This is a genomic window from Agathobaculum faecis (assembly GCF_014287995.1).
GTDB lineage: Bacteria > Bacillota > Clostridia > Oscillospirales > Butyricicoccaceae > Agathobaculum > Agathobaculum ammoniilyticum.
The window spans coordinates 65675-87235 of sequence record NZ_JACOPL010000001.1 but is presented as its reverse complement, the minus strand read 5'-3'; the positions used below and the strand labels follow the sequence as shown (position 1 = coordinate 87235).

Here is a 21561-nt window from a genome sequence, read left to right as displayed (position 1 = left end):
AATAGGATACGCGCTTTTGCCTGCAAATATGACGTTCAGCCCTGTACAGATCCCAAGCCGAAGCTGACGGCCAGAGCCTCATCCACATGGCGCATCGCATTTTCATCGAGCGAGCCCATCTTTTCGCGCAGGCGCTTTTTATCCAGCGTCCGGATCTGTTCGGTCAGGATGATGGAATCCTTGGTCAGTCCGTAGTTGGGCGCACCAAGCGTGATGTGGGTCGGCATCTTGGCCTTGTTGACCTGCGATGTGATAGCGGCGGCAATCACCGTCGGGCTGTACCGATTGCCCACATTATTCTGGACAATAAGTACTGGACGGATGCCCCCCTGTTCGCTGCCGACCACCGGGCTGAGATCGGCATAGTAAATATCTCCCCGTTTGATGCTGGTATCCACTTTGGTTCACTCTCCGATGAAATAGATTTGCGGTTTGTCCGCAAACCTATTTTCCCCACGCCACAAGAAAATATAACAGTCGTGTAAAAAACTATGGCATAAGGTCAGGGAATTTTCCCCGATTCATCCTATGCGAACCACAGGCGGATTGTCAGCCCCTGTAAAAACGCGGTACCCGTCGGCTGATGCTGCACACCACCTCGTAGGAGATCGTGCCAGCAGCCGCCGCTGCGTCCTCCGCCGTCCAGGTATCTGCGCCCCATACGATAACCTCGTCCCCGCGCTGCACGCTTTCTCCCTCTGGGACGCGTGCCATACACATATCCATGCAGATGCGTCCAAGCACGGGCGTACTCCGTCCATTGATGACCACCCGCGCCTTTCCGGAGCCGGTGCGCAGGAATCCATCCGCATAGCCGATCGAAACGACCGCAATGCGTGCCGGACCATCTGTTTCAAAGGTGCGGCCATAGCTGACCGTCGTATGCGCAGGGATATCGCGAACCTGCACCACGCGTGCCTTGACCGTCATGGCCGGCCTGAGATCGAGCACCGGCGGCACAGAGACATCCGGCCGGTATCCATACAGGATGATGCCCGCCCGCGTCATGCTGCAGTGCATCTGCTCATAACTCTGGATTGCGCCGCTGTTGGCGCAATGCCGCAGAGGCAGGTCGAGTCCGGCCTGCCGCAGGCCGTCGCACACCGCCTCAAACCGCTGATATTGGAGCGCCGTGTACGCTCTGCCTTCCGGTACGTCGGAAACCGCAAAGTGTGTAAAAATCCCCTCGGAATCCAGCCCAGCCAGATCGGAACACCACAAAATCTGCTCTATTGTCCGCTCCGTGTCCCATGCTGAAAAACCCAGGCGCGTCATGCCGGTATCCAGCTTGTAGTGTACCGCGATCCTCTCCCCCGTGCGCACGGCGGCCTCTGACAACAGGCGCGCGGTTTCGGTATCATAGACCGGCGCCGTGATATGGCAGCGGGCAATGGTATCCATATCGGCCTCATCCACATATCCCAGAATCAAAATTGGCTTGTGGATACCGTTTTCGCGCAGCTCCACCGCCTCCGGCACGGTCGCGGCGGCGAAATACGGCGCGCCGATCTCCTGTAAACGCGTCGCGATCTGCACCGCGCCATGCCCATACGCATCCGCTTTTACCACACACAGCACCGGCGATTTTGCCTGCGCACAGATTACACGGTAATTATGTTCGATCGCACCCAAGTCTACTTCCGCCCAGGTGCGGTGCTTGCTCGGTTCCATTCTTTGCTCATCCCCTAATTTATGTTTCCTGATACGACATGACCTGGATTGTCAGCACCCGTTTTCCGTCCGCATACAGCTCCGCGCAGACGAGCTGCCGTCCGTTTTCGGTCAGCCATACCTGTTTTTCTATTTTGCCATCCGTACCGTCCTCCGCATACCGGAGAACAAGCAACTCGGTCCCCGAAGACTGTTCTGTCCATTGCTGCTCCGGCTCGCTGTTACGCAGATCGGACAGCAGGCAGAACAGCCCGTCCGCAGGCGTCAGCCCGGTGCGCTGCGGCATCGCGTCGTCCAGCACCATGCCATCGTACTGCAGAGAAAACGCCCCGTTGTCCGTTCCGGCAATGCGCCCTCCGATCCCCGCCAGGGATTCCGGCGCGGTGATCGTGAATGTGTCCGCATCTTCTTTATTATAATTATAATCCATCTCATATTCCAGCACAGAATCCTCTAAATCGGATAAAACTTTGATATGCGCCTCAAATCCCGTCAGCGCGCTGAAATATTCGCGCACACTTTCCCCGTCCGCCGCGGGCGCGCCGCAGCCGGAAAGCAGGCACAGGGCCAGCGCGGCCGCACATAGCCTTTGTTTCAGATCACCACTCCCTCGTATTATACCGTTTGAGCAAATCGGGCAGGAAGTGCAGCAAATCGCCCGGCGTCATGCCGTACTCAGAGCGCGCGTTGGCCGCCATGTCCCCGGCGCGTCCATGCAGCCAAGCCGCCGCACAGGCGGCGTCCACAGGATCCAGCCCTTGTCCGCACAGGGAGACCAGCATCCCCGCAAGCACATCCCCGCTGCCCCCTTTCGCCATGCCGGGATTCCCCGAATGGTTCCGGTACAGTCTGCCATCCGGCGCCGCGATCAGCGTGCGGTGTCCCTTGTACAGCAGTATGCAGCCCATCTTACGGGCGAACAGCGTCAGCTCGCCCTGCTGCGGATTTTCCAGGCCGGACAGACGGGCGAATTCCCCCGCGTGCGGCGTAAGGATGACCGGCTGTGCCGCCTGCCGCAGTATATCCTTATGCGCGGTCAGCGCATTTATACCATCCGCGTCCAAAACAATCTGACATTTTGCATTTTCGATCAATGTCACGACAATTTCCGCGACCGCGTAAGACCGCCCCAGACCGCAGCCGATCAGCAACGCGTCTGCCTTTTCCGCGAGCGACAGCAACGCCGGCAGTGCCTCGCGCGACAGCATCCCATCCGCACCGCACGGCATCGGCCGAACAACCGGTTCATTGAGCTTCACCGCGAGCACGGGCCAAGCGCGCTCCGGTGTCGCCAGCGTCACCACGCCGCTTCCCATGCGCACCGCTCCCTGCGCGGCAAAATAAGCCGCTCCGGTATATCCCGCACAGCCGCAGACGCACAGCACGCGGCCAAAGTCATTCTTGTTCGCCTCCGCAGCCCGCTCCGGTATGATGCGGTCCACATAGCTCTGATCAAGTTCTGTCATCATTTTGTAAGGCTCCTTCATCCCGCTCCTGCGGGTATGGTCATAATTTTGTCTTCCGGATCCGCAATATCCCTTTGTTTATGAAAAAACGGACTCCCTGCTATCCAAACCTTTCCTGCCCTCTACAGCATAGCATTTTTACCGGATCCCCGTCAAGGAATCCGGCGGCATTCTTTCTTTTCCGTCACCGGCGGCCACTGTACCGGAATAAACTGAACCGAAGGAGTGTGATCAATTGGCTATTCGCATTTTTATAGACCAGGGACATAATCCCAGCGGCCCCAATACCGGAGCGGAGGGCAACGGCCTGCGCGAGCAGGACGTCAATTTTATCGTTGGCGTATATCTGGCCGACCTGCTCCGCGCTGACCCTCGCTTCGAGGTGCGCCTGAGCCGCAATTCCCCTGACGAAATACTTGGCACCAGTAATGCCAGCAGCCTTGCCGCGCGCGTGCGCATGGCAAACAGCTGGCCCGCCGATTATTTTATCAGCATCCACTGCAATTCCAACGTCAATCCGGCCATCAACGGTACGGAGGTCTATGTTTTTCAGCAAAATACGCAGCCCTATTGGCTTGCACAGCATGTCCTGATCGGCATTGTCGAGCGCGTCGGTACCAAGGATAATGGCGTCCGGCTGAATCCCAGCCTGTTCGTACTGCGGCGCACCTCCATGCCCGCGATCCTGGTCGAGCTTGCCTATCTCAGCAACGCCGAGGACGCCCAAAAGCTGCGCGACGACCCTTACGGCTTTGCCCAGGGGATCTACAACGGCCTGCTCAGCTATTTCGGCTTTGCCCCACTTTGACAGGAAAAAGCAGGCGGTCCAAAGGCGGATACGCATAAGGAATAACAAAAAGGGCAGAAAAAGCGCAAAAAAGAGGCAATCACCGTACAAGAGTCTTTATGACAAGAGAATAAGCGCCAGAAAACGGCACTATCCGACGGATAGTGCCGTTTTTCTTATCTACAAGGAGGACCAAGAACTTGACTCTGCTGTTCTACAGCTATTGTATCACGGGCATCTCTAAGCCTACTGATACATGATTTCATTAACCTTAAAACTTATTATACGAGGAGGAAAGTCTATGAGAGAAATGAGCTTTGATTATTACTACGACGAACAGTCGGAGAGTTTCCGCTTTCTGCGCGTCCCCCGGTTGCTGTTTACCGCCCCGCAGTTTCGCGGCCTGTCCACAGACGCCAAACTGCTATATAGCCTGATGCTGGACCGTATGTGTTTATCCGCCCGTAATGGCTGGTATGACGAGCAGGGACGCGTATTTATCTATTACACTGTCACGGATATCGCGGAGCATCTCAACTGCAAAAAGGACAAGACATTAAAGCTGCTGAATGAGCTGGATAACAAAAAAGGCGTCGGCTTAATAGAACGTATCCGTCAGGGACAGGGCAAACCGTCCAAAATTTATGTCAGGCAGTTTACCGCGCAAGGGCATCCAGAGCCGCCCCATCATCCCACCGGCAGCCGTAATCAAAACTGCACAGAAACGGAAGTCTTGACGGCTCAAAACGATACCTCTGCACCGCGGAAAACAGGAAGTCAAGAATACGGGAAAACCGAATGTAATTATACGAATAAGAATTATACTGAGTTAATGAAATCTATCCATCTATCTATCCATCCCGAAACGGATTTACAGCGGGACAGTCAGTTATCAGGCCAGCCAAATCCAGTCACACAACAGGCAGCGACGCCTCGCGGCGTCGCTGTCCGCGCAAGTATGGCATTTGTGTCACAAACGCCGCTTGTCAGGGGTATGCCCCTGAAACCCCACCCGCAGCAACAGGGCGTTACCCCATGCGCGGAGGGTATCCCGCCGTCCGTCCGCCGTCAAGGCCGGGCGTTTGCTGCGCAACCGCCCGCGAGCAGCCCTTTTGATGGGGCGGGCCTTGACTGCGGGCCTCCGGCGGGATTAGAGGCCGCCAAGGGGATAACACCCTCACAGGGCGCGGCAATGCGCGCCCTGCGTTTATTCTGGGAAACTACGGAAAGCCTGCGCCCAAAACGCAGGCAGAAAGAAATCAGTCCCAAGTTGGGACTGATTAAATCCCGTGAAAGCAGAGGAATCCAATATGCGTTACACTAACAAGCAAGGTAGCAGTCTATGGAAATTAAACGCAGGGAGGTATATAAAATCGGAGAACAATACGCATATATCCGCGTCAGCAGCCGTGACCAGAACGAGGAGCGGCAGCTTATCGCCATGCAGGAACTTTGCATCCCGAAACGAAATATTTACATCGACAAGCAGAGCGGAAAGGACTTCAAGCGGCCGCAATATAAAAGGCTCGCGCGGCGCATGAAAAAAGACGACCTGCTCTATATCAAGAGCATCGACCGTCTGGGGAGGAATTATAAAGAAATTCTGGAACAATGGCGCATTTTGACTAAGGAAAAGGGCGTGGATATCGTCGTGATGGACATGCCCCTGCTCGATACCCGGCGCGGCAAAGACCTGATGGGGACATTCCTCAGCGATATTGTATTGCAGGTGTTGTCCTTTGTCGCGGAAAATGAGCGCGAAAACATCCGGCAGCGGCAGGCCGAGGGCATCGCCGCCGCCAAGGCGCGCGGCGTCAAGTTTGGCAGGCCAGCCCTGCCCCTGCCCGATAACTTCCGCGAGGTACATAAGGCATGGCGGGAAAAGAAAATCCCTCTCCGGCTGGCAGCGAAAGCCTGCAATATGCCGGAAGGGACTTTTTATTATAAGGCTGTGAAGTTTGAAAAAGGGGGTTAAATAAAGCGGCCAAAAATTTGGGAATGTGTACATTTCCAAATTTTTGGCCGGTAAGCACCTATGGCAATTATACTCTATATTCCTTACTTTTTCAATGGATTCCATGCAAATTTGTAGTTCCAAATAACACTTTGAAAACGTACAATTATCCAAAACGATAGGGGGTGATTTCCACATTTTCTGCTATTTACGTCAAAAAATAAGGAGGGAAACCACATGAAAAAGCAAATGTTGTCGGCATTTTTGGCTGCGTCCATGGTGCTGACAATGGTTCCCGCTGCGTCTGCTGTGGATGAGACAGAAGAAACATCCACTGTGACGACCAGCACAGAACCACAGGAAACAACAACGCCTGCGGGCACAGAGCAGCCACAGGCACCAGATGAAGAAACGGTCGAAAAAAACGAAGATGCTCAGGGTGGTACCAATAATGTAGAGGCCGACTCCGAAGATGCCACTGACGTTGAAGATACAACGGAAGATACAGGCAATGAAGGTATCGACACATTAGCGGAACTCAAGAGTGCAATCACAAATGCTGATGACGATGCATCATCTGAAATCACGCTTAGTGGTGATATTACGATTCCAGCAGGCCCGGAAAACAATATCGTGATTAACAGCGAAATCACAATTAATGGTAATGGGCATAAGTTGATAAAAACTTTTGATACTACCCAAGGCGATTCGGGCTACGGCAACTACGAAGCCGTTTTCCAGATCAATGCCGGGAATGTCACGATTAAAAACCTGACCATGTCCGGCCTGGAGAACGGAATGAAGGACGAAGCCGCGATTTATATTGCGACCAATGAAAGTGTTACTATTACGGAGTGCAAGTTCATAGGAACACAGAATGAGGATAATTCCTATGGAACTGCCGGTATCATAGGAGCAACCGGTTATTCTCCGGTAGTTCATGTGAGTGACTGTGAGTTCCAGTACGTCAAGTATGGCATGTACTTTAACTCGATTGGCAGCCAGTCTGTCATTTCCGACAACATGCTTGATACCACAAGCTATACGGGCATTTATATGGATGTACCGGCAAGCAGTACAGGGATAACTGTCAGCAATAATAATTTGACGAATATTGCGATGACATCCTACAATTCTGTACCGTTTATTTCAGGTATCTATGTAAATGAGTTGAGCGAAAGCACTTCGGCACTTCCGGTAACAATGAAAAACAATACCGTTGAGCTGTCAGAAACCGCCCAAAACAACGGCGGTATCGCTATCAAAAACAGCAAGGTGGCGAAAATTGGCGAAACTTATTATGCAACGCTTGAAGGTGCGATTACGGCAGCAAAAGCAAACGATACCATTGTGCTGAAGCAGGACATTCAAATTGCTGCCGGAAATGCAAATAATATTGTAATTAATAAAGCAATTACGATTGACGGTGATAACCATACGATTATCCGTTCCTTTGATAAGGTACCGGATACAGCTGATCCGAGCTACGGTAACTATGAATCTGTTTTTGTGATTCAGTCTGCTGGTGTCACTATTCAGAACTTGAAAATGGCTGGTCTGGAACAGGGAATGAAGGACGAAAGTGCAATCTGCATTGAAGCAAATGGCACAAACGAATCGCCGATTCAAATTCTTAACTGTACATTTGTTGGTTCTGCGGATGCAGTAAATTCCGGTATTGTTGGTATTCTGACGCTTCCACGCCAGCCACAAACAGGCGGATATGTGAATGTCCAGAATTGTAAGATGGAAAATCTGAAATATGGTATGTATTTCAATTCGATTTCCAATGCAACGATTCAGGGGAACACGATTGACGGTACTGCGTATACCGGTATTTATCTGGAAGGCACTGACGTTACTCTGAAAGGCAATACGCTGAAAAACATTGCGACAGCAAACAACGAAACCGCAGATTTTTCCTCCGGTATTTTTATGGGCGGAACGAGCAGCCGGATGAAGGTCAGTGAAAATAACATTGCACTGGCTTCTGGTAATACCAATGGTTACGAATTGGGCATGACGCAGGATGGAAGCGCAGCCGAAGTGACCGTTATGGTGGGCGATGCACCATATACCTCTTTGGAAGCAGCCGTTGCCGCTGTGCAGGCAGGTCAAACCATCACCCTGTTACAGGATGCAGAGCTTACGCAGTCCATTGTGATTGACGAAGCCAATGTGACGCTGGACGGTGCCGGTCATACGATTGCCTATACCGGGAATGCAACGGCAGAAAAACCCGCAGGTGCTCTGATTGTCGCACAGGCGACGGGAGACCCGGCAGGCGGCACCCCGCAGTCCGGCGCAGATAGCTTTACCCTGAAGAATGTAACGGTGGATGCTGAAAACTGTAAGTACGGTGTACAGCTGTATTGCATTGAGAAAAGTAAGCTGGACAGTGTTACCGTAACCAATGGAGTATACAGCTCGATTCTGGTCAACGGTGCAGAAGCAGAAGTTGCAAATACGACCGTAGATAATGGAATTGAGTACGGCGTAGGAACCGGCGTAACCACGTTGCCCGAAATCACGTTGAACAACGTCACCGGTAAGCCGAATGGGCCGCTGATTAAGGTGGACAAAAGTACTATTGAAAATATTAAGAACAACGTGTCAGGAATGAACAACTTCACTCCTGAGCAGATCGTTGGAGAAATCAACAAAAAACTGGAAGGCGCACAGGTCGTACTCGGAGAAGATGGTTCGGCTACCAGTCCGGTTACGTCGTTTACCATCACCTTTGACCCAGCGGGCGGCACCTTCTCGGATGGCGATACCAATAGCAGAACACTGACGACAAACAACGAAGGCAAGCTGAAGGCGTTGCCGACTGTCACAAGAGAGGGCTATACTTTCGAGGGCTGGTACGCGAGCGGAATCGGTCAGATTGATGTAAATACAACCTTTACGCAGGATACTACCGTTTCTGCAAGCTGGGATTCAAGCAATTCCTCTTCCGGCGGTGGTTCTTCCGGCGGCGGTGGCGGTTCCAGTAGCTCCAGCAGCCGCTATTCGGTTTCTGTCTCCTCCACTTCCAACGGTAGTGTGAGCGTCTCCCCGAAGAGTGCATCCAAGGGCAAGACCGTTACCATTACTGTCAAGCCCGATGCCGGCTATGAGCTGGACGAGCTGACGGTAACTGATAAGGACGGCGACGAAATCAGCGTGGAGCGTGAGAGCGACACCAAGTACACCTTTACCATGCCGTCCGGCAAGGTGACGGTTAAAGCGACGTTTGCCAAGGTGAGCGAGCAGCCGGAACCCGGTTCGATGGCCTTTACCGATGTAGCGTCCAGCGCATACTACTATGACGCGGTCAAGTGGGCGGTCGAGCAGGGTATTACCAGCGGTATCACCGCGACTACTTTCGGCCCGGATGCGTCCTGCACCCGTGCGCAGATGGTATCTTTCCTGTGGCGTGCAAACGGCTCGCCCAAGGCGGCCGGTGCAAACCCGTTCACCGATGTAAGTGCGGATGCGTATTACTATGACGCGGTTCTGTGGGCGGTTGAAAAGGGCATCACAAGCGGCACCAGCGCGACTACGTTCAGCCCGAACGCAACCGTTACCCGCGGCCAGACCGTATCTTTCCTGCACCGTGCGAACGGCTCCCCGGCCGTTTCCGGCAGCAGTCCGTTTACCGACGTAGCGGCAGACGCTTACTATGCGGCGGCTGTCCAGTGGGCGGTTGCGGAGAATATTACCGCAGGCACGAGCGCGACCACGTTCAGCCCGGATGCAGCCTGCACCCGCGGCCAAATCGTGTCGTTCCTGTATCGTGATATGGCATAAGCGATCTCTTATTGCGTAAGCACCTGAAAGAAGGACTCCCGTGTGGATATCACACGGGAGTCCTTTTATCTCTTTCACAGGCTGTTCGTATATTGACTTTTCCTGCTTTCGGCGGCCTTAATGTGTCCCGAGTCGGGACTCATTTTTTCTGCCTGCGTCTTGGGCGACGGCCTGCTGGAGTACCAGAATAACCACTGGGCGCGCAATGCGCGCCCAGTGGGGGCGTTATCCCCTTGGCGGCCTTTAATCCCGCCGGAAATCCGCAGTCAAGGCCCGCCCCTTGATGGGGCGGCTCGCGGGCGGCTGCGCAGCGGACGCCCGGCCTTGACGGTGGACGGACGGCGGGATACCCTCCGCGCGCGGGATAACGCCCCGCTGCTGCGGGTGGGGTTTCAGGGGCTCGCCCCTGACAAGCGGCATTTTTGTCACAAATGCCATACTTGCTTGTACAGCGCCCCTCCGGCGGCGCTGTATATTGAATATCCTGGTTTAGCCGGCCTGATAGCTGTCCGGCTGTAAATTCATTGTGGGATAATGAATAGAGCGAATTAGCCTGGTACAATTTTTTCTATTCTGTATTTTTAAGAATAGCCTCGAAAAGAAGTTTATTTTTAGAATCTTTGCTTTCATTTGTCGAAAATTTTTAATTTTATCTCATTTCTCAGTAATAATAGTCAGAGGGAATACTTGATAACTGAATAAAGCGTTCCAGATACATTCCCATGCAGGAGAGCCAGACAGCAGGTGCGCCATAATTGCCCGGATAGGCAGGAGCGAACAACGCCACGCTGTAAAGCAGCCACAGGTCAAAACTGCGGGCCATGACCCTGTATGGATGATAATGATACTTGCGTCGGCTATGCGTCACAGCGCAGGACGCCCCGCCACGGGAATGGAGGGAGGTACAGACCTATGGAGCGGCTCGGCCAGCCGCCGTCTGAATTGCTTTTGATTCCTTTTAAGGCATAAGGAAAACCGCGCTGGATAGTACGGCGCGGTTTTTGTCGTATCATTTGAAAATCGGTCCCAAGTCGGGACGCATTAAGGAGGTGTTTTTTCATGGCAGGCCGTACCCAGGTAAAGCCGCCACAGAGAAAAAGAATGATTGACGGTACTACATACATCGTGACCTCGCATTTCAAACAGACTGGCAGCACCGCAGCCGACCATATCCGGCGTCTGATCGACACAGAAACCAAAAGTGATAAAATAAAGCGGATTCATTGAAAATTTGCATTATTTATTGATTTTTGGTATAATAATAGTGTCATAAAAGACCAATTGCGGTGACTGCCGGAATGGAGGTCTGCAATGAAAAGGCAGTCTGATAAACAAACTTTCAGCATGAACTTTGGAGCAAAAAAATGGGCGGCTCTCTATGTTCGTCTCTCCCGTGATGACGACAGCGAGGGCGACAGCAACAGCATCGCCCATCAAATTGAAATCCTGAAAAAGTACGCAAAAGACCATAATATTATTCAATATAAAATCTATAAGGATGATGGTTATTCTGGTGCGAACTTCAACCGACCCTGCTTTCAGGAGATGATTTCCGATATCGAAAGCGGCCTTGTGAATATGGTTATTGTCAAGGATATGTCCCGTTTCGGACGCAACTATCTTGAGGTGGGAATGTATACCGAAATCCGCTTCCCGGAATTTGACGTGCGGTTTATCGCCGTCAATGACGGTGTAGACAGCGAACGCGAGGACAACGATTTCACTCCGTTCCGCAACATCATCAACGAATGGTATGCGAAGGACACCAGCAAGAAAATCAGGGCTGTATTCAAGGCAAAAGGCATGAGCGGCAAACGGCTTTCCACGCAAGCGCCTTACGGCTATTTGCGGGATAGGGATGGTAATTTGAGTGTAGACCCGGAAACGGCTCCGGTTATCCGCTTGATTTTCCAACTTGCCGCCGAGGGCAACGGCCCCGGTAAAATCGCACGCCATCTGCGGGAAATGGAAATCATCACACCGGGAACGCTGGAATTTGAGCGGACGGGACGAACCAAAAATTATGACCCGATACGACCTTGCCATTGGTATAGCAGCACGATTGAAAAAATTCTGCGCAACAAAGATTACCTCGGCCACACGGTAAATTTCAAGACCACCAGAAAATCCTATAAAAGCAAGAAGAAAATCCAAAATCCCGAAGAAAAGCAGGTGCTCTTTGAAAATACCCATGAAGCCCTTGTATCACAGGAGACATGGGAGATCGTGCAGAAGAACCGGGAAAACCGGCGCAGGCCCACCCGCATGGGCGATATGGGCATGTTCTCCGGCCTGTTATATTGCGCCGACTGCGGCCATACCCTCAATCTCAACCGCACAAAATCCTTGGCGCGAGAGAAGGACAGTTACACCTGCGGCGCTTACAAGCAGCAGAGAGGCAAATGTACGGCCCACTTTATCCGGGCGATTGTGCTGGAACAGCTTGTACTGGAAAACCTGCGGGCAGTCATCGCCTTTGCCCGCGAGGATACCGATGGTTTCATCCGGCAGGCCATGTCCAACCGGATGGAAGCGCAGATGCAGGAGCAGGCTCAGGCCAAGCGGACGCTGGAGCAGCAGGAACGGCGTATTGCGGAAATCGACGGCATCATCAAGCGATTGTATGAGGACAACATCAGCGGCAAACTGACCGATGAACGCTTTTCAAAAATGTCTGCTGATTATGAGCAGGAGCAGGCCCACTTACAGATGAGCGTCAAAGAACTACAGCAGACCGTAGAAGCCTGCGAGCAGCAAAACGTAAACATGGACAGCTTCATCAAGTTGGTGAAGAAATACACTGTTCCGGACAAGCTGTTTCCAGAACTTCTCCATGCTCTTGTGGAAAAAATCATCGTTCATGCGCCGGATAAGTCCAGCGGCCACCGTACTCAGCAAATTGATATTCACTATAATTTTATTGGTGAAATTGGACTTTCCCATGCAATCGACAAAAAGGAATCGGCGTGATATGCCGATAGCATATCATGCCGATTTTCCGTAGCATGAACATCCTTATGAACACGCCCCTAACGACCGCCTGCTTTTTTACCACCGCCCTATGACGGTTTTTCATAGCTTTTCGCCCGCGCGCTGTCCGTTATCCCCGCGGTTGTCGGGTCGTTGAGCGCCGCCCAAATATTGGACGCCATCAGAAACAGGCAGTAGGGATTGGTGAACGCTCCTTTCAGCACCTCCCATACCGCGCCCCATGTCGTCATATCCGAGGCTGTCAGCCCTGCATAGGCCAACGCCGTGGCGAATATTCCCAGCAGAAGCTGTATCCAGAATATCGGGTTCCTGAGCCGCACTTTCAGATTCATATGCCGCCTCCCATCCGTATATATTGAGACGCCGCCCTGCGGCGACCCTCCCGCTTTTATTTATATGCGCCACGCATTGTCCAATTTCGAATAAATGGGAAGTCGAGTACCCGCATCAGACCCATTTCAGAATGTCTTTCCGCATCCGCGCGATAATCCGTTTTTCCAGTCTTGATATGTAGCTCTGCGAAATGCCGAGCAGGTCCGCGACCTCCTTCTGCGTCATGGCTTCCGGCATATTGATGCCAAACCGCATGGAGATGATCTGTCGCTCCCGCGCTGGCAGGCGTTCCAGCGCGCGCAGCAGCAGCGTGCGGTCTACATCGTCCTCCAGCGGCCGCATCACGCTGTCCGGCTCGGTACCCAGAATATCCGACAGCAGCAACTCGTTTCCATCCCAGTCCGAGGAAAGCGGCTCATCAAACGAAACCTCTGTCCGGCGGCCCGCGATTTTGCGGAGATACATCAATATCTCATTCTCAATGCAGCGGGACGCATAGGTTGCCAGCTTGACGTTTTTATCGCTCCGGTAGGTGCTGACCGCCTTGATCAGCCCGATTGTCCCGATCGAGATCAGATCCTCCGTCCCCACGCCGCTGGATTCAAATTTGCGCGCCAAAAACACGACAAGCCGCAGGTTGTGTTCGATCAGCGTATTTCTGGCCTGCTCGTCTCCGGATTGGCAGGCCAACACCGCATCGGCCTCCTCCTCTGCAGAAAGCGGCGGGGGCAACACCTCGCTGCCGCCGATGTAGTAAACCGGCTGCTTTGCAAACAGGCTCTTCAGCTTTCTGATGATCCATTGGAATATCATGCTTCTCTCCCTTTCATACACCGATCAATCCGTCATACGCACCCTGTCCGATCTGATCCGGCCCAACCGCACAGACGCAGTCCAGCGGTTTCCCATCTGCACGGTACACGCTGTCTGGACGGAAATACAGCAGCAGGCCGCTCTCCGTGCCCACCGCGCGGTACGGCAGCAGCCCAAACCGGCCTGCCAGCCTGGGCGGGAGTCTGGCAAGCGCCTCCGAGGCAGCCATTGTGCCATCCCGTAGCGGCCGCCCTGCCTCTCCCAGCAGTTCCACAGCGGCCGCTCGATCCATCACGACCACCGGTTTTCCCGAAACCGGTTCAAACAGCCCGTTTCCGGTATCATGCAGGACGCGCAACTCGCACGCCTTTCCCCCAAAGCAGATCCGCAGCGTCTCCACCTCCCGCCGAACCGGCCCATGCAGCGCATCTCCACGCAGAAATATCCCGCTGACCGCGTAACCGGCTGCGGCGGCTAAAACCAGAACGCGCAGCGGAACAGCGGCATAGTATCCCGCCCCTGTCAAAAGCTGCCGGCCGGACGCCGCGCCAAGCGCCGCCGCAAGCCCCGCAAAAGAGGCTGCGACGACAAAGTACAGCGCGCACAGGCGCGCGAAAGCGCGCTGTCCAGCAAAGGCCGCGGCGCACAGGCCGATTCCGGACAAAATCCGCAACGGAGCCAGCGCCAGTGCGGGGAACAGCATCGCCGCAGCCGAATAGGTGCCGCCTACCGCTGCCGCCCCCAGTAGCCGCCTCCGTTTGACGGATACCCCGCCCAGCCTGGCCGCGGCGAGCAGCGTCGTATAATCCATCAGTGCGTTGACCCCAAACAGGACATCCAGATAGACGACCATGCTCCACCTCCGTTCGGGGTCTATCTTATCACATACCCTGTACAATATTTGCCGAATGGAGGGCTGCTGTTTCCTGTCGAAAACCCGATCCGCCCTGCCGGTTATGGGCAGAGCGCAGCCTAATAACCGAACGATGGGCGAAAAAGCAGGGGATCCGGCTCGATACAGCCGGATCCCCTGCGGTTCCTTTTACACGGCGGAATTGCCGTTTATTTTTGCTGCAGCACAAATTTTTCCAGCAGTCTTGCAGCCGCCTCTACGTCGGACACCGCGCACATCTCGCTCGGCGAGTGGATATACCGCGTCGGGATGGATACCGCGCCCGCCTGCACGCCGGCACGCGTCTTTTGCAGCGCGGCCGTGTCCGTGCCGCCGAACTGCAGTATCTCCCGCTGGACGTCGATACCGCAGGCTGCGGCCGCCCGTTCGAGCGCCGCGCAGACCTCCGGCGTGCAGATCACCGACCGGTCCATGACCTTGACCGCCGGTCCCCTGCCCATATCGACCGCCATGGGCGTTTTCCGCTCGGGCAGGTCGCCTGTGTCCGTCACATCGACTGCAACGGCGATATCTGGTTCCACCGCGAACGCCGCCGCGCCCGCGCCGCGCAGGCCAACCTCCTCCTGCGCGGTGAACGCAAAATACAGGTCGTTTTCGATTTCCTGCTGGGCCAGACGCTCCATCGCGAGCAACAGGGTCACGCAGCCGATGCGATTATCCAAGTACGGACCGCACAGCACCCCGTTCTGTTCAAAGCGCGGCGCGTCGAACACCGCGAAGTCGCCGATCTGCACCTGTCTCTCTGCATCCGCCCGATCCGCCGCACCAATATCAATGAAGAGGTTGTCCAGTGTAATATCCTTGAACGGCGTTTTTTCCTCATAGGAAATCACGCCGCGCGTGCCGCCCGCAAACCGGACCTGAATATTGATCAGGTCGCCCTTGAACAGCCCGCCGACCTGTGCAAACCGGATAAATCCTTTTTCGTCGATATAGGTCGCCACCACACCGATCGAATCCATATGCGCGGCAAACAGCAGCTTTTTGCCCGCGCCTTTTTTGCGGCAGATCAGATTGCCGAGCGCATCCGTGGTGATATCGTCAATATATTCCCCCGCGATGGCGGCGATGGCTTCGCGCACCGCGTCCTCGCGGCCTGACGGGCCGAACGCGCCGCCGACCGTATTCCATAAATCAAAAACCTTGCTCATTCGTCGTCCCCTCTCAGGTCTTCCAGAAATGCCCGCGCAGCGGCCAGCACCGCCTCGCAGTCCGATACCGCCGCCACAGAGGACGGCGAATGGATATACCGCACCGGCGCGGCGGCCGCGCAGACGCGCACCCCTGCCTTGCTTTTGTGAATGCGTCCGGCATCCGTCCCGCCGGAAACACGCGTCTTGGTCTGCCAGGCGATGCCGCGCTTTGCACACGCATCGCGCAGCAGCTCAAACAGACCCGCATCGTAAATCGTCGCGCCATCCATGAGCGGCAGCACGACGCCGCCGCGCACATGGCAGACCGCTTTCCCATCCGTCACCTCCGCCAAGTCGGCGGCGGTCGTGCCTTCCAGCACCAGCGCAAAGTCCGGATCCAGTGCATAGGCCATGCTTGCCGCGCCGCGCAGTCCTACCTCCTCCTGCACGGTAAAGCAGAACCAGGTATCGATAGGCGGCTGCTCCTCCAGCAGCTTGAGCAGGGCCGCGCAACCCACGCGGTCATCGATCGCCTTTGCCTTGATCAGCCCATCGCCAAACTCGACCACTGGGGAGTCGAACACACCATAGTCCCCCAGCGACACCCGCTCCTCCGCCACCGCGCGGCTGGACGCACCAATGTCGATATACAGATCCTTGGCCTTGGGCATGGTCCGGCGCTCGGCAGCGGTCGTCAGATGCACCGCCTTGATACCGATGACGCCTGTCACTTCCCCGAAGCGCACCGGACGCCCGATCACGACGCGCGGGTCCACCCCGCCGACAAAGCCGAATTTAATCATACCATCGTCCGTGATCTTTTTGACGATCACGCCGACCTCGTCCATGTGCGCGCACACGACAACCGGACGTTCAAGGGTTTTTCTCCCTTTGCGGAATACCATCACATTACCGATCGCATCCGTCCGCAGCGCGTCCGCGTACGGCTTTGCCTTTTTCAGCACGAACGCGCGCACAGCGTCCTCACAGCCGGACGGCCCCGGCAGCGCGCACAGCGTTTTCAGCAGCTCGGTCATTCCTCGGCCTCCCCATCAAACTCACGCAGAAACGCGGCGATCAAATCAGCTGCCGCCTCTACATCGGACAGCTTCACAACTTCGACCGGCGTATGCATATATTTCTCCGGAATCGAGAGCAGCGCGGTCGCAATCCCGCACGCCACGGTCTGCATAGTCCAGGCGTTCGTGCCGGTGTTGCCCTCCATCACCTCAAGCGAATAGCCGATGTCATTGGCCTTGGCCGCCTTGATCAGCCGCTTTGTCAGCCCTCGGTGCAGGTTCGGACCCATGCCGACCGCCACGCCGCTGCCCAGCTCAAACACACCGTCTGCGGGGCCGTCCGGCGTTTTGCCATGCGTCACATCCACCGCGATCGCATATTCCGGCTGTACGGCAAACGCGCCGGTCTGCGCGCCGAGTCCGGTGACCTCCTCCTGCGTGCTGATCAGCACCGCGATATTGCAGCCCAGCTTTTTCACCTTTTTCAGCTTCTCCACGGCCAGCAGGATTGCGGCTACACCCGCGCGGTCGTCCAGACATTTGCTGCAAAGCTGCCCGCCGAGCAGCCGCACCGGCTTCTGGGCGAATGCGATCGGCGTACCGATCCTGATCCGGTCTTTCGCATCCGTCAGGCCCGTGTCGATTAGCATTTGATCGACCGTCACCGCCTTATCCTGTTCACCCGCCTTGAGCAAATGCGGTGGCATACAGGCCACCACGCCGTACAGCGGTTCGTCCGCGAGGACCGTCACCTCCCCCGCGAGCAGCATCCGCGGGTCGACGCCACCGACCGGAGCGAAACGCAGAAAGCCGCCCTCCAGCACTTCGGTCACTACAAAGCCGATCTGATCCAGATGCGCATCCAGCAAAACGGTTTTTGCATGCTTTTTCCCGCATTTTCTATAAGCCAGCACATTGCCGCTGCGGTCTGTTTCTACCGTATCACAGTATGGTTGGAACAACGCCGCCACAGCCTGCGCCGCCTGCATTTCAAACCCACTGACCGCCGGCATTGCGCACAGCGTCCGCAGGGTTTCCTCCAAACGCAAAGACAATTCCTCCTTTTTCTGTAGAATATGGCCTGTCTCTATTATAACCGCTTCCCCCGTCCGATACAATAGCGCGGTTGACAAAGGCCGTGAAAAACAGTATAGCTGAGCTATCCTGACGGGAGTGCGTTGTTTTATGGGGCCTGTTACAGGCCGCGTTGACCGTGCGTGCCGGCGTATCCCGAAACACGATCAGCCTGACCGTGACAGGCCCGTTTAACCCAACACCCAAGCTCACCCTGATCCAGTTCATCGCGCTGTACAAAAAATTCGAGAACCTGTTCTATTTCTGACGACAGGCGCAAAAAGAATGCTGTAAATCGCAGCATCTGTTCTTCCTATTTATCAAACTGACCATTTACCCCAAGTAAAACAGACAACCACCCACATTACCCCGTATTCCAAGAAACCGTTTTTATCCATCCCCCATAGGAGAAGAAAGGCATTTAACCACATTTTGGGGAGGTGAGAAACACCTTTTTCTTACGCAACATTTTTCTCAAAAAAACATCTTTATTTTTCATATTTTCATTTTATATTCCTGTTTTCACCAACAAATATTTTAAACAAATATCGTCTTGATTGATGACTTTCCCGCATAGCAAGAACAATAAAAAAGACCTGAGGCAACAATCCAAATTGAATCATTGCCTCAGGTCTTGTCTGTTTTTTCTGAGGGATTTAGCCTATTTTATTTGAGGGAGCTACAACAAACATCTTTTTTATCAAAGCTTCGCCAGCTCCTGCGCGATCAGCTTATTGATGATCTGCGGGTTGCCCTGACCCTTGGAGGCTTTCATGCACTGGCCTACAAGAAAGCCGGTGACGTTCTTGCCCGCTTTGAAGTCCGCGACCGCTTTTTCATTTTTGGCGATCACGTCCTGCACGATGGCGAGGATAGCGCCCTCGTCCGATACCTGCTTGAGTCCCATGCGCCCGACGATGGCTTCCACTGTTTCGTCGGTTTCAAACATGCTCGGCAGCACCTTTTTGCCCGCGTTGCCCGAAATCGTCCCCGCTTCGATCAGCTTTACCAGATCGACCAGCTTATCCGCGGTCAGCTTGGTGTCCGGCAACTCCACGCCCTTGTCATTAAGGTATTTGGAAATGTCGGACAAAATCCAGTTTGCCGCAGCCTTGGGCTTGACCTGCCTGGCCGCCGCGTCGAGCAGCTCTGCCTTGGCAAAGCTGTCCGAGATCAGGCGCGCCTCCATCGCGGTCATGCCATATTCGTTCAGGTAACGCTCATAGCGCGAAATCGGCAGTTCGGGAATCTCGCTTTCGATCTGGCGCATCCATTCGTCCGAAATTTCGACCGCGATCAGGTCGGGGTCTGGGAAGTAGCGGTAGTCCTGCGCGTCCTCCTTGGTGCGCATGACCGTGTTTTTGAGCTTGACGTCGTCCCACCGGCGGGTTTCCTGCTGGATCTCGCCGCCATTTTCCACGACCTCGATCTGGCGGGCAATTTCATAATCGATCGCGCGCACCGCGCCCGAGAAGGTGTTGATGTTCTTCATCTCCACGCGCGTCCCCAGCTCCTCCGAGCCCTCCGGCCGGATGGACACGTTCACGTCGCAACGGATCGAGCCTTCCTCCATCTTGCAGTCGCAGATATCAAGGTAGGACAGCGTGGTTTTGATCATTTCGAGGAACTCCTTGGCCTCGGCCGAGGAATGCAGGTCGGGCTTTGTGACCATCTCGATCAGCGGCACACCGCAGCGGTTGAAGTCCACAACCGTACCGTCGATCTCGTCATGCAGCAGCTTGCCCGCGTCCTCCTCAAAATGGATGCGCTCAAGGCGGCAGGACTTCTTTTCTCCGTCCACATAGAAGAACACCTCGCCGTTTTCGCAGATCGGCACATCGAACTGCGAAATCTGGTAGGCCTTGGGCAGGTCAGGATAAAAATAATTCTTGCGGTCGGCTTTGCAGAGCTGGTTGACCGTGCAGCCGGTCGCCTTGCCCATCTTGGCCGCATAGTGCACAACCTGCTTGTTGAGCACAGGCAGCGCGCCCGGCATACCGGTGCAGACCGGACAGGTGTGAGTATTGATCGGCGCGCCGAACGAGGTCGAGCAGGAGCAGTAGATCTTGCTCTTAGTGGAAAGTTCCGCATGCACCTCAAGGCCGATGACAGCTTGATATTTCATTTGTCGTTTCCTCCCTTACAGCGCCGCGATGATATTTCTAAGCCCCGACGCCTGCTCAAACGCAAGGCCGGCGTTCAGTAGCTTCTGCTCGCCAAAACGCGGGCCGATGAGCTGCATTCCGATCGGCAGCTTGTTCGCGTCAAATCCGCAGGGCTGCACAAGTCCCGGCAGACCCGCGATGTTGACCGATACCGTACAAACATCCCCCGCATACATTTCCAGCGGATTGCTGGTCTTGGCGCCCAAGCCGTAGGCCGTGGTCGGCGCGACCGGAGTCAGGATGACATCGCACTTCTCAAACGCATTTGCGAATTCCTCTTTGATCTTGCGCTGCGCAGCGCGCGCCTTTTTGTAGTATGCGTCGTAATAGCCGGACGAAAGCACATAGGTGCCAAGCATGATGCGGCGCTGCACCTCCGCGCCAAAGCCCTCGGAGCGGGATTTGGTGTACAGCGCGATCAGGTCGTCGCCCGCGTTCGGGGTACGGTAACCGTACTTGACGCCGTCAAAGCGCGCCAGGTTGGAGGACGCCTCCGCGGACGACAGGATGTAGTACACCGGCAGCGCGTACTCGACCAGCGGCAGGGAAATTTCAAACACTTCTGCGCCGAGGCCCTTATAGGCTTCAGCCGCGGCGAGTACGCTCGCGCGCACCTCGTCCGAAATGCCCGCGCCGAAGTATTCCTTGGGCAGACCGATCTTCATGCCCTTGATATCCGCGTTCAGGTTTGCGCGTACGCTGCCCTCGAACGGAGCCTTGACCGAGGTCGAGTCATGCAGCGGGTCATGGCCGGTGACCGCGTCGAGCAGCATCGCCGCGTCCTCGACAGAACGGGCGAACGGGCCGATCTGGTCGAGCGAGGACGCGAACGCGATCAGGCCGTAACGGGATACCGCGCCATAGGTCGGCTTGAGGCCGACCACGCCGCAGAACGACGCGGGCTGGCGGATCGAGCCGCCGGTATCCGAACCGAGCGACAGCGGGGCCTCGCCTGCGGCGACCACCGCCGCCGAGCCGCCGGACGAGCCGCCCGGCACGCGGGTCAGGTCGTGCGGGTTGTGCGTCGGGTGCGTGGCGGAGTTCTCGCACGAGGAGCCCATCGCAAATTCGTCCATATTCGCCTTGCCGGTCACAACCACATCATGCGCGGCCAGCTTTTCCACCACGGTTGCGTTATACGGCGGCTTGAAGTTATACAGGATCTTGGAAGCGCAGGTGGTCAGCGTACCCTTGGTGCAGATGTTGTCCTTGACCGCGATCGGAATGCCCGCCAAAGCGGACAGTTCCTCGCCGGCGGCGCGCTTCTTATCCACTGCCTCGGCCTGCGCGAGCGCGGCCTCCTCAGTGACGGTCACATAGCCCTGTACCCTGTCCTCAACCGCTGCGGTGCGGGCGAACACATCCTTCGCCAGCTCGACCGCCGAAACCTCCTTTTTCGCGAGCAGTTCGGACAGCTCGGCCGCTGTTTTCTCATAAAGTGCCATATTTT

General features: G+C 55.3%; 20 protein-coding genes. 7 read left to right on the top strand and 13 right to left on the bottom strand.

Translation table 11 applies throughout. The features are described 5' to 3' along the window. Positions 1 to 35 precede the first annotated feature (35 nt). The 4 genes from H8S45_RS00470 to H8S45_RS00455 form a co-directional block, all read right to left on the bottom strand. Entirely contained in the window at positions 36 to 398 is a 363-nt protein-coding gene (locus H8S45_RS00470; protein WP_054325835.1) for a type II toxin-antitoxin system PemK/MazF family toxin, read from the bottom strand. Between the two features lie 151 nt (positions 399 to 549). After that, the gene (gene alr, locus H8S45_RS00465; protein WP_147573647.1) at positions 550 to 1671 is read right to left on the bottom strand and encodes an alanine racemase; all 1122 of its coding nucleotides are present in this window, start codon (positions 1669 to 1671) and stop codon (positions 550 to 552) included. A gap of 19 nt (positions 1672 to 1690) precedes the next feature. Further along, entirely contained in the window at positions 1691 to 2188 is a 498-nt protein-coding gene (locus tag H8S45_RS00460; protein WP_147573646.1) for a hypothetical protein, read from the bottom strand. A gap of 82 nt (positions 2189 to 2270) precedes the next feature. Next, positions 2271 to 3140, bottom strand: coding sequence for an NAD(P)H-hydrate dehydratase (locus H8S45_RS00455; protein ID WP_159068217.1), 870 nt, complete (start codon positions 3138 to 3140; stop codon positions 2271 to 2273). A gap of 232 nt (positions 3141 to 3372) precedes the next feature. Between H8S45_RS00455 and H8S45_RS00450 the strand changes: the two genes are divergently transcribed. The 4 genes from H8S45_RS00450 to H8S45_RS00435 all read left to right on the top strand — a co-directional run bounded on the left by H8S45_RS00450 (position 3373) and on the right by H8S45_RS00435 (position 9670). Further along, positions 3373 to 3945, top strand: a complete 573-nt coding sequence (locus tag H8S45_RS00450; RefSeq protein WP_107632080.1) for an N-acetylmuramoyl-L-alanine amidase family protein — start codon at positions 3373 to 3375, stop codon at positions 3943 to 3945. A gap of 280 nt (positions 3946 to 4225) precedes the next feature. Then, positions 4226 to 5248, top strand: a complete 1023-nt coding sequence (locus H8S45_RS00445) for a replication initiator protein A (protein WP_186949422.1) — start codon at positions 4226 to 4228, stop codon at positions 5246 to 5248. Positions 5249 to 5266: 18 nt separating this feature from the next. Then, on the top strand, positions 5267 to 5899 hold the full coding sequence (locus tag H8S45_RS00440) for a recombinase family protein (protein WP_207724418.1): 633 nt from the start codon (positions 5267 to 5269) through the stop codon (positions 5897 to 5899). Between the two features lie 216 nt (positions 5900 to 6115). Continuing rightward, positions 6116 to 9670, top strand: coding sequence for an S-layer homology domain-containing protein (locus tag H8S45_RS00435; protein ID WP_054327638.1), 3555 nt, complete (start codon positions 6116 to 6118; stop codon positions 9668 to 9670). A gap of 243 nt (positions 9671 to 9913) precedes the next feature. Here the strand turns inward: H8S45_RS00435 and H8S45_RS00430 are convergent, their stop codons facing one another. Further along, on the bottom strand, positions 9914 to 10108 hold the full coding sequence (locus tag H8S45_RS00430) for a hypothetical protein (protein ID WP_054327639.1): 195 nt from the start codon (positions 10106 to 10108) through the stop codon (positions 9914 to 9916). A gap of 621 nt (positions 10109 to 10729) precedes the next feature. Between H8S45_RS00430 and H8S45_RS00425 the strand changes: the two genes are divergently transcribed. Both H8S45_RS00425 and H8S45_RS00420 read left to right on the top strand, forming a co-directional pair. Then, a complete protein-coding gene (locus H8S45_RS00425) occupies positions 10730 to 10897 on the top strand; it encodes a hypothetical protein (protein WP_147573644.1) in 168 nt (55 codons plus the stop codon). Between the two features lie 84 nt (positions 10898 to 10981). Then, positions 10982 to 12640, top strand: a complete 1659-nt coding sequence (locus H8S45_RS00420; protein WP_243182335.1) for a recombinase family protein — start codon at positions 10982 to 10984, stop codon at positions 12638 to 12640. A gap of 89 nt (positions 12641 to 12729) precedes the next feature. Here H8S45_RS00420 and H8S45_RS00415 read toward each other — a convergent pair whose 3' ends face one another. The 6 genes from H8S45_RS00415 to H8S45_RS00390 form a co-directional block, all read right to left on the bottom strand. Then, on the bottom strand, positions 12730 to 12993 hold the full coding sequence (locus H8S45_RS00415; protein WP_054327641.1) for a phage holin family protein: 264 nt from the start codon (positions 12991 to 12993) through the stop codon (positions 12730 to 12732). A 115-nt stretch (positions 12994 to 13108) separates the two neighbouring features. Continuing rightward, positions 13109 to 13807, bottom strand: coding sequence for an RNA polymerase sporulation sigma factor SigE (sigE, locus tag H8S45_RS00410; protein WP_054327642.1), 699 nt, complete (start codon positions 13805 to 13807; stop codon positions 13109 to 13111). Between the two features lie 13 nt (positions 13808 to 13820). After that, positions 13821 to 14660, bottom strand: a complete 840-nt coding sequence (locus H8S45_RS00405) for a sigma-E processing peptidase SpoIIGA (protein WP_054327643.1) — start codon at positions 14658 to 14660, stop codon at positions 13821 to 13823. A 209-nt stretch (positions 14661 to 14869) separates the two neighbouring features. Continuing rightward, complete coding sequence (locus tag H8S45_RS00400; RefSeq protein WP_054327644.1) at positions 14870 to 15871, bottom strand: M42 family metallopeptidase; 1002 nt, start codon at positions 15869 to 15871, stop codon at positions 14870 to 14872. After that, positions 15868 to 16890 carry a M42 family metallopeptidase gene (locus H8S45_RS00395; protein WP_186949421.1) on the bottom strand — a complete coding sequence of 341 codons (1023 nt, stop codon included), beginning with the start codon at positions 16888 to 16890 and terminating at the stop codon, positions 15868 to 15870. Before H8S45_RS00395 ends, H8S45_RS00400 begins: the two co-directional genes overlap by 4 nt. Then, the gene (locus H8S45_RS00390; RefSeq protein WP_054327646.1) at positions 16887 to 17921 is read right to left on the bottom strand and encodes a M42 family metallopeptidase; all 1035 of its coding nucleotides are present in this window, start codon (positions 17919 to 17921) and stop codon (positions 16887 to 16889) included. Before H8S45_RS00390 ends, H8S45_RS00395 begins: the two co-directional genes overlap by 4 nt. Positions 17922 to 18085: 164 nt before the next feature. On the opposite strand from H8S45_RS00390, the gene H8S45_RS00385 reads away from it, so the two are divergent. Then, complete coding sequence (locus H8S45_RS00385) at positions 18086 to 18214, top strand: hypothetical protein (protein ID WP_390124101.1); 129 nt, start codon at positions 18086 to 18088, stop codon at positions 18212 to 18214. A gap of 432 nt (positions 18215 to 18646) precedes the next feature. On the opposite strand, the gene gatB is transcribed toward H8S45_RS00385, so the two are convergent. Together gatB and gatA are read right to left on the bottom strand one after the other, a co-directional pair. Beyond that, positions 18647 to 20071 carry an Asp-tRNA(Asn)/Glu-tRNA(Gln) amidotransferase subunit GatB gene (gene gatB / locus H8S45_RS00380; RefSeq protein ID WP_054327647.1) on the bottom strand — a complete coding sequence of 475 codons (1425 nt, stop codon included), beginning with the start codon at positions 20069 to 20071 and terminating at the stop codon, positions 18647 to 18649. A 15-nt stretch (positions 20072 to 20086) separates the two neighbouring features. Next, positions 20087 to 21556: an Asp-tRNA(Asn)/Glu-tRNA(Gln) amidotransferase subunit GatA gene (gene gatA / locus H8S45_RS00375; RefSeq protein WP_054327648.1), complete on the bottom strand. Its 1470-nt coding sequence runs from the start codon at positions 21554 to 21556 to the stop codon at positions 20087 to 20089. Positions 21557 to 21561: the final 5 nt, after the last annotated feature.

Bases quoted from the DNA above. Each gene is read 5' to 3' on its own strand.
- alr (WP_147573647.1), bottom strand. From the start codon at position 1,671: ATGGAACCGAGCAAGCACCGCACCTGGGCGGAAGTAGACTTGGGTGCG.
- H8S45_RS00455 (WP_159068217.1), bottom strand. From the start codon at position 3,140: ATGATGACAGAACTTGATCAGAGCTATGTGGACCGCATCATACCGGAG.
- H8S45_RS00445 (WP_186949422.1), top strand. From the start codon at position 4,226: ATGAGAGAAATGAGCTTTGATTATTACTACGACGAACAGTCGGAGAGT.
- H8S45_RS00440 (WP_207724418.1), top strand. From the start codon at position 5,267: ATGGAAATTAAACGCAGGGAGGTATATAAAATCGGAGAACAATACGCA.
- H8S45_RS00435 (WP_054327638.1), top strand. From the start codon at position 6,116: ATGAAAAAGCAAATGTTGTCGGCATTTTTGGCTGCGTCCATGGTGCTG.
- H8S45_RS00430 (WP_054327639.1), bottom strand. From the start codon at position 10,108: ATGGCATTTGTGACAAAAATGCCGCTTGTCAGGGGCGAGCCCCTGAAA.
- H8S45_RS00425 (WP_147573644.1), top strand. From the start codon at position 10,730: ATGGCAGGCCGTACCCAGGTAAAGCCGCCACAGAGAAAAAGAATGATT.
- H8S45_RS00420 (WP_243182335.1), top strand. From the start codon at position 10,982: ATGAAAAGGCAGTCTGATAAACAAACTTTCAGCATGAACTTTGGAGCA.
- H8S45_RS00415 (WP_054327641.1), bottom strand. From the start codon at position 12,993: ATGAATCTGAAAGTGCGGCTCAGGAACCCGATATTCTGGATACAGCTT.
- sigE (WP_054327642.1), bottom strand. From the start codon at position 13,807: ATGATATTCCAATGGATCATCAGAAAGCTGAAGAGCCTGTTTGCAAAG.
- H8S45_RS00405 (WP_054327643.1), bottom strand. From the start codon at position 14,660: ATGGTCGTCTATCTGGATGTCCTGTTTGGGGTCAACGCACTGATGGAT.
- H8S45_RS00400 (WP_054327644.1), bottom strand. From the start codon at position 15,871: ATGAGCAAGGTTTTTGATTTATGGAATACGGTCGGCGGCGCGTTCGGC.
- H8S45_RS00395 (WP_186949421.1), bottom strand. From the start codon at position 16,890: ATGACCGAGCTGCTGAAAACGCTGTGCGCGCTGCCGGGGCCGTCCGGC.
- gatB (WP_054327647.1), bottom strand. From the start codon at position 20,071: ATGAAATATCAAGCTGTCATCGGCCTTGAGGTGCATGCGGAACTTTCC.
- gatA (WP_054327648.1), bottom strand. From the start codon at position 21,556: ATGGCACTTTATGAGAAAACAGCGGCCGAGCTGTCCGAACTGCTCGCG.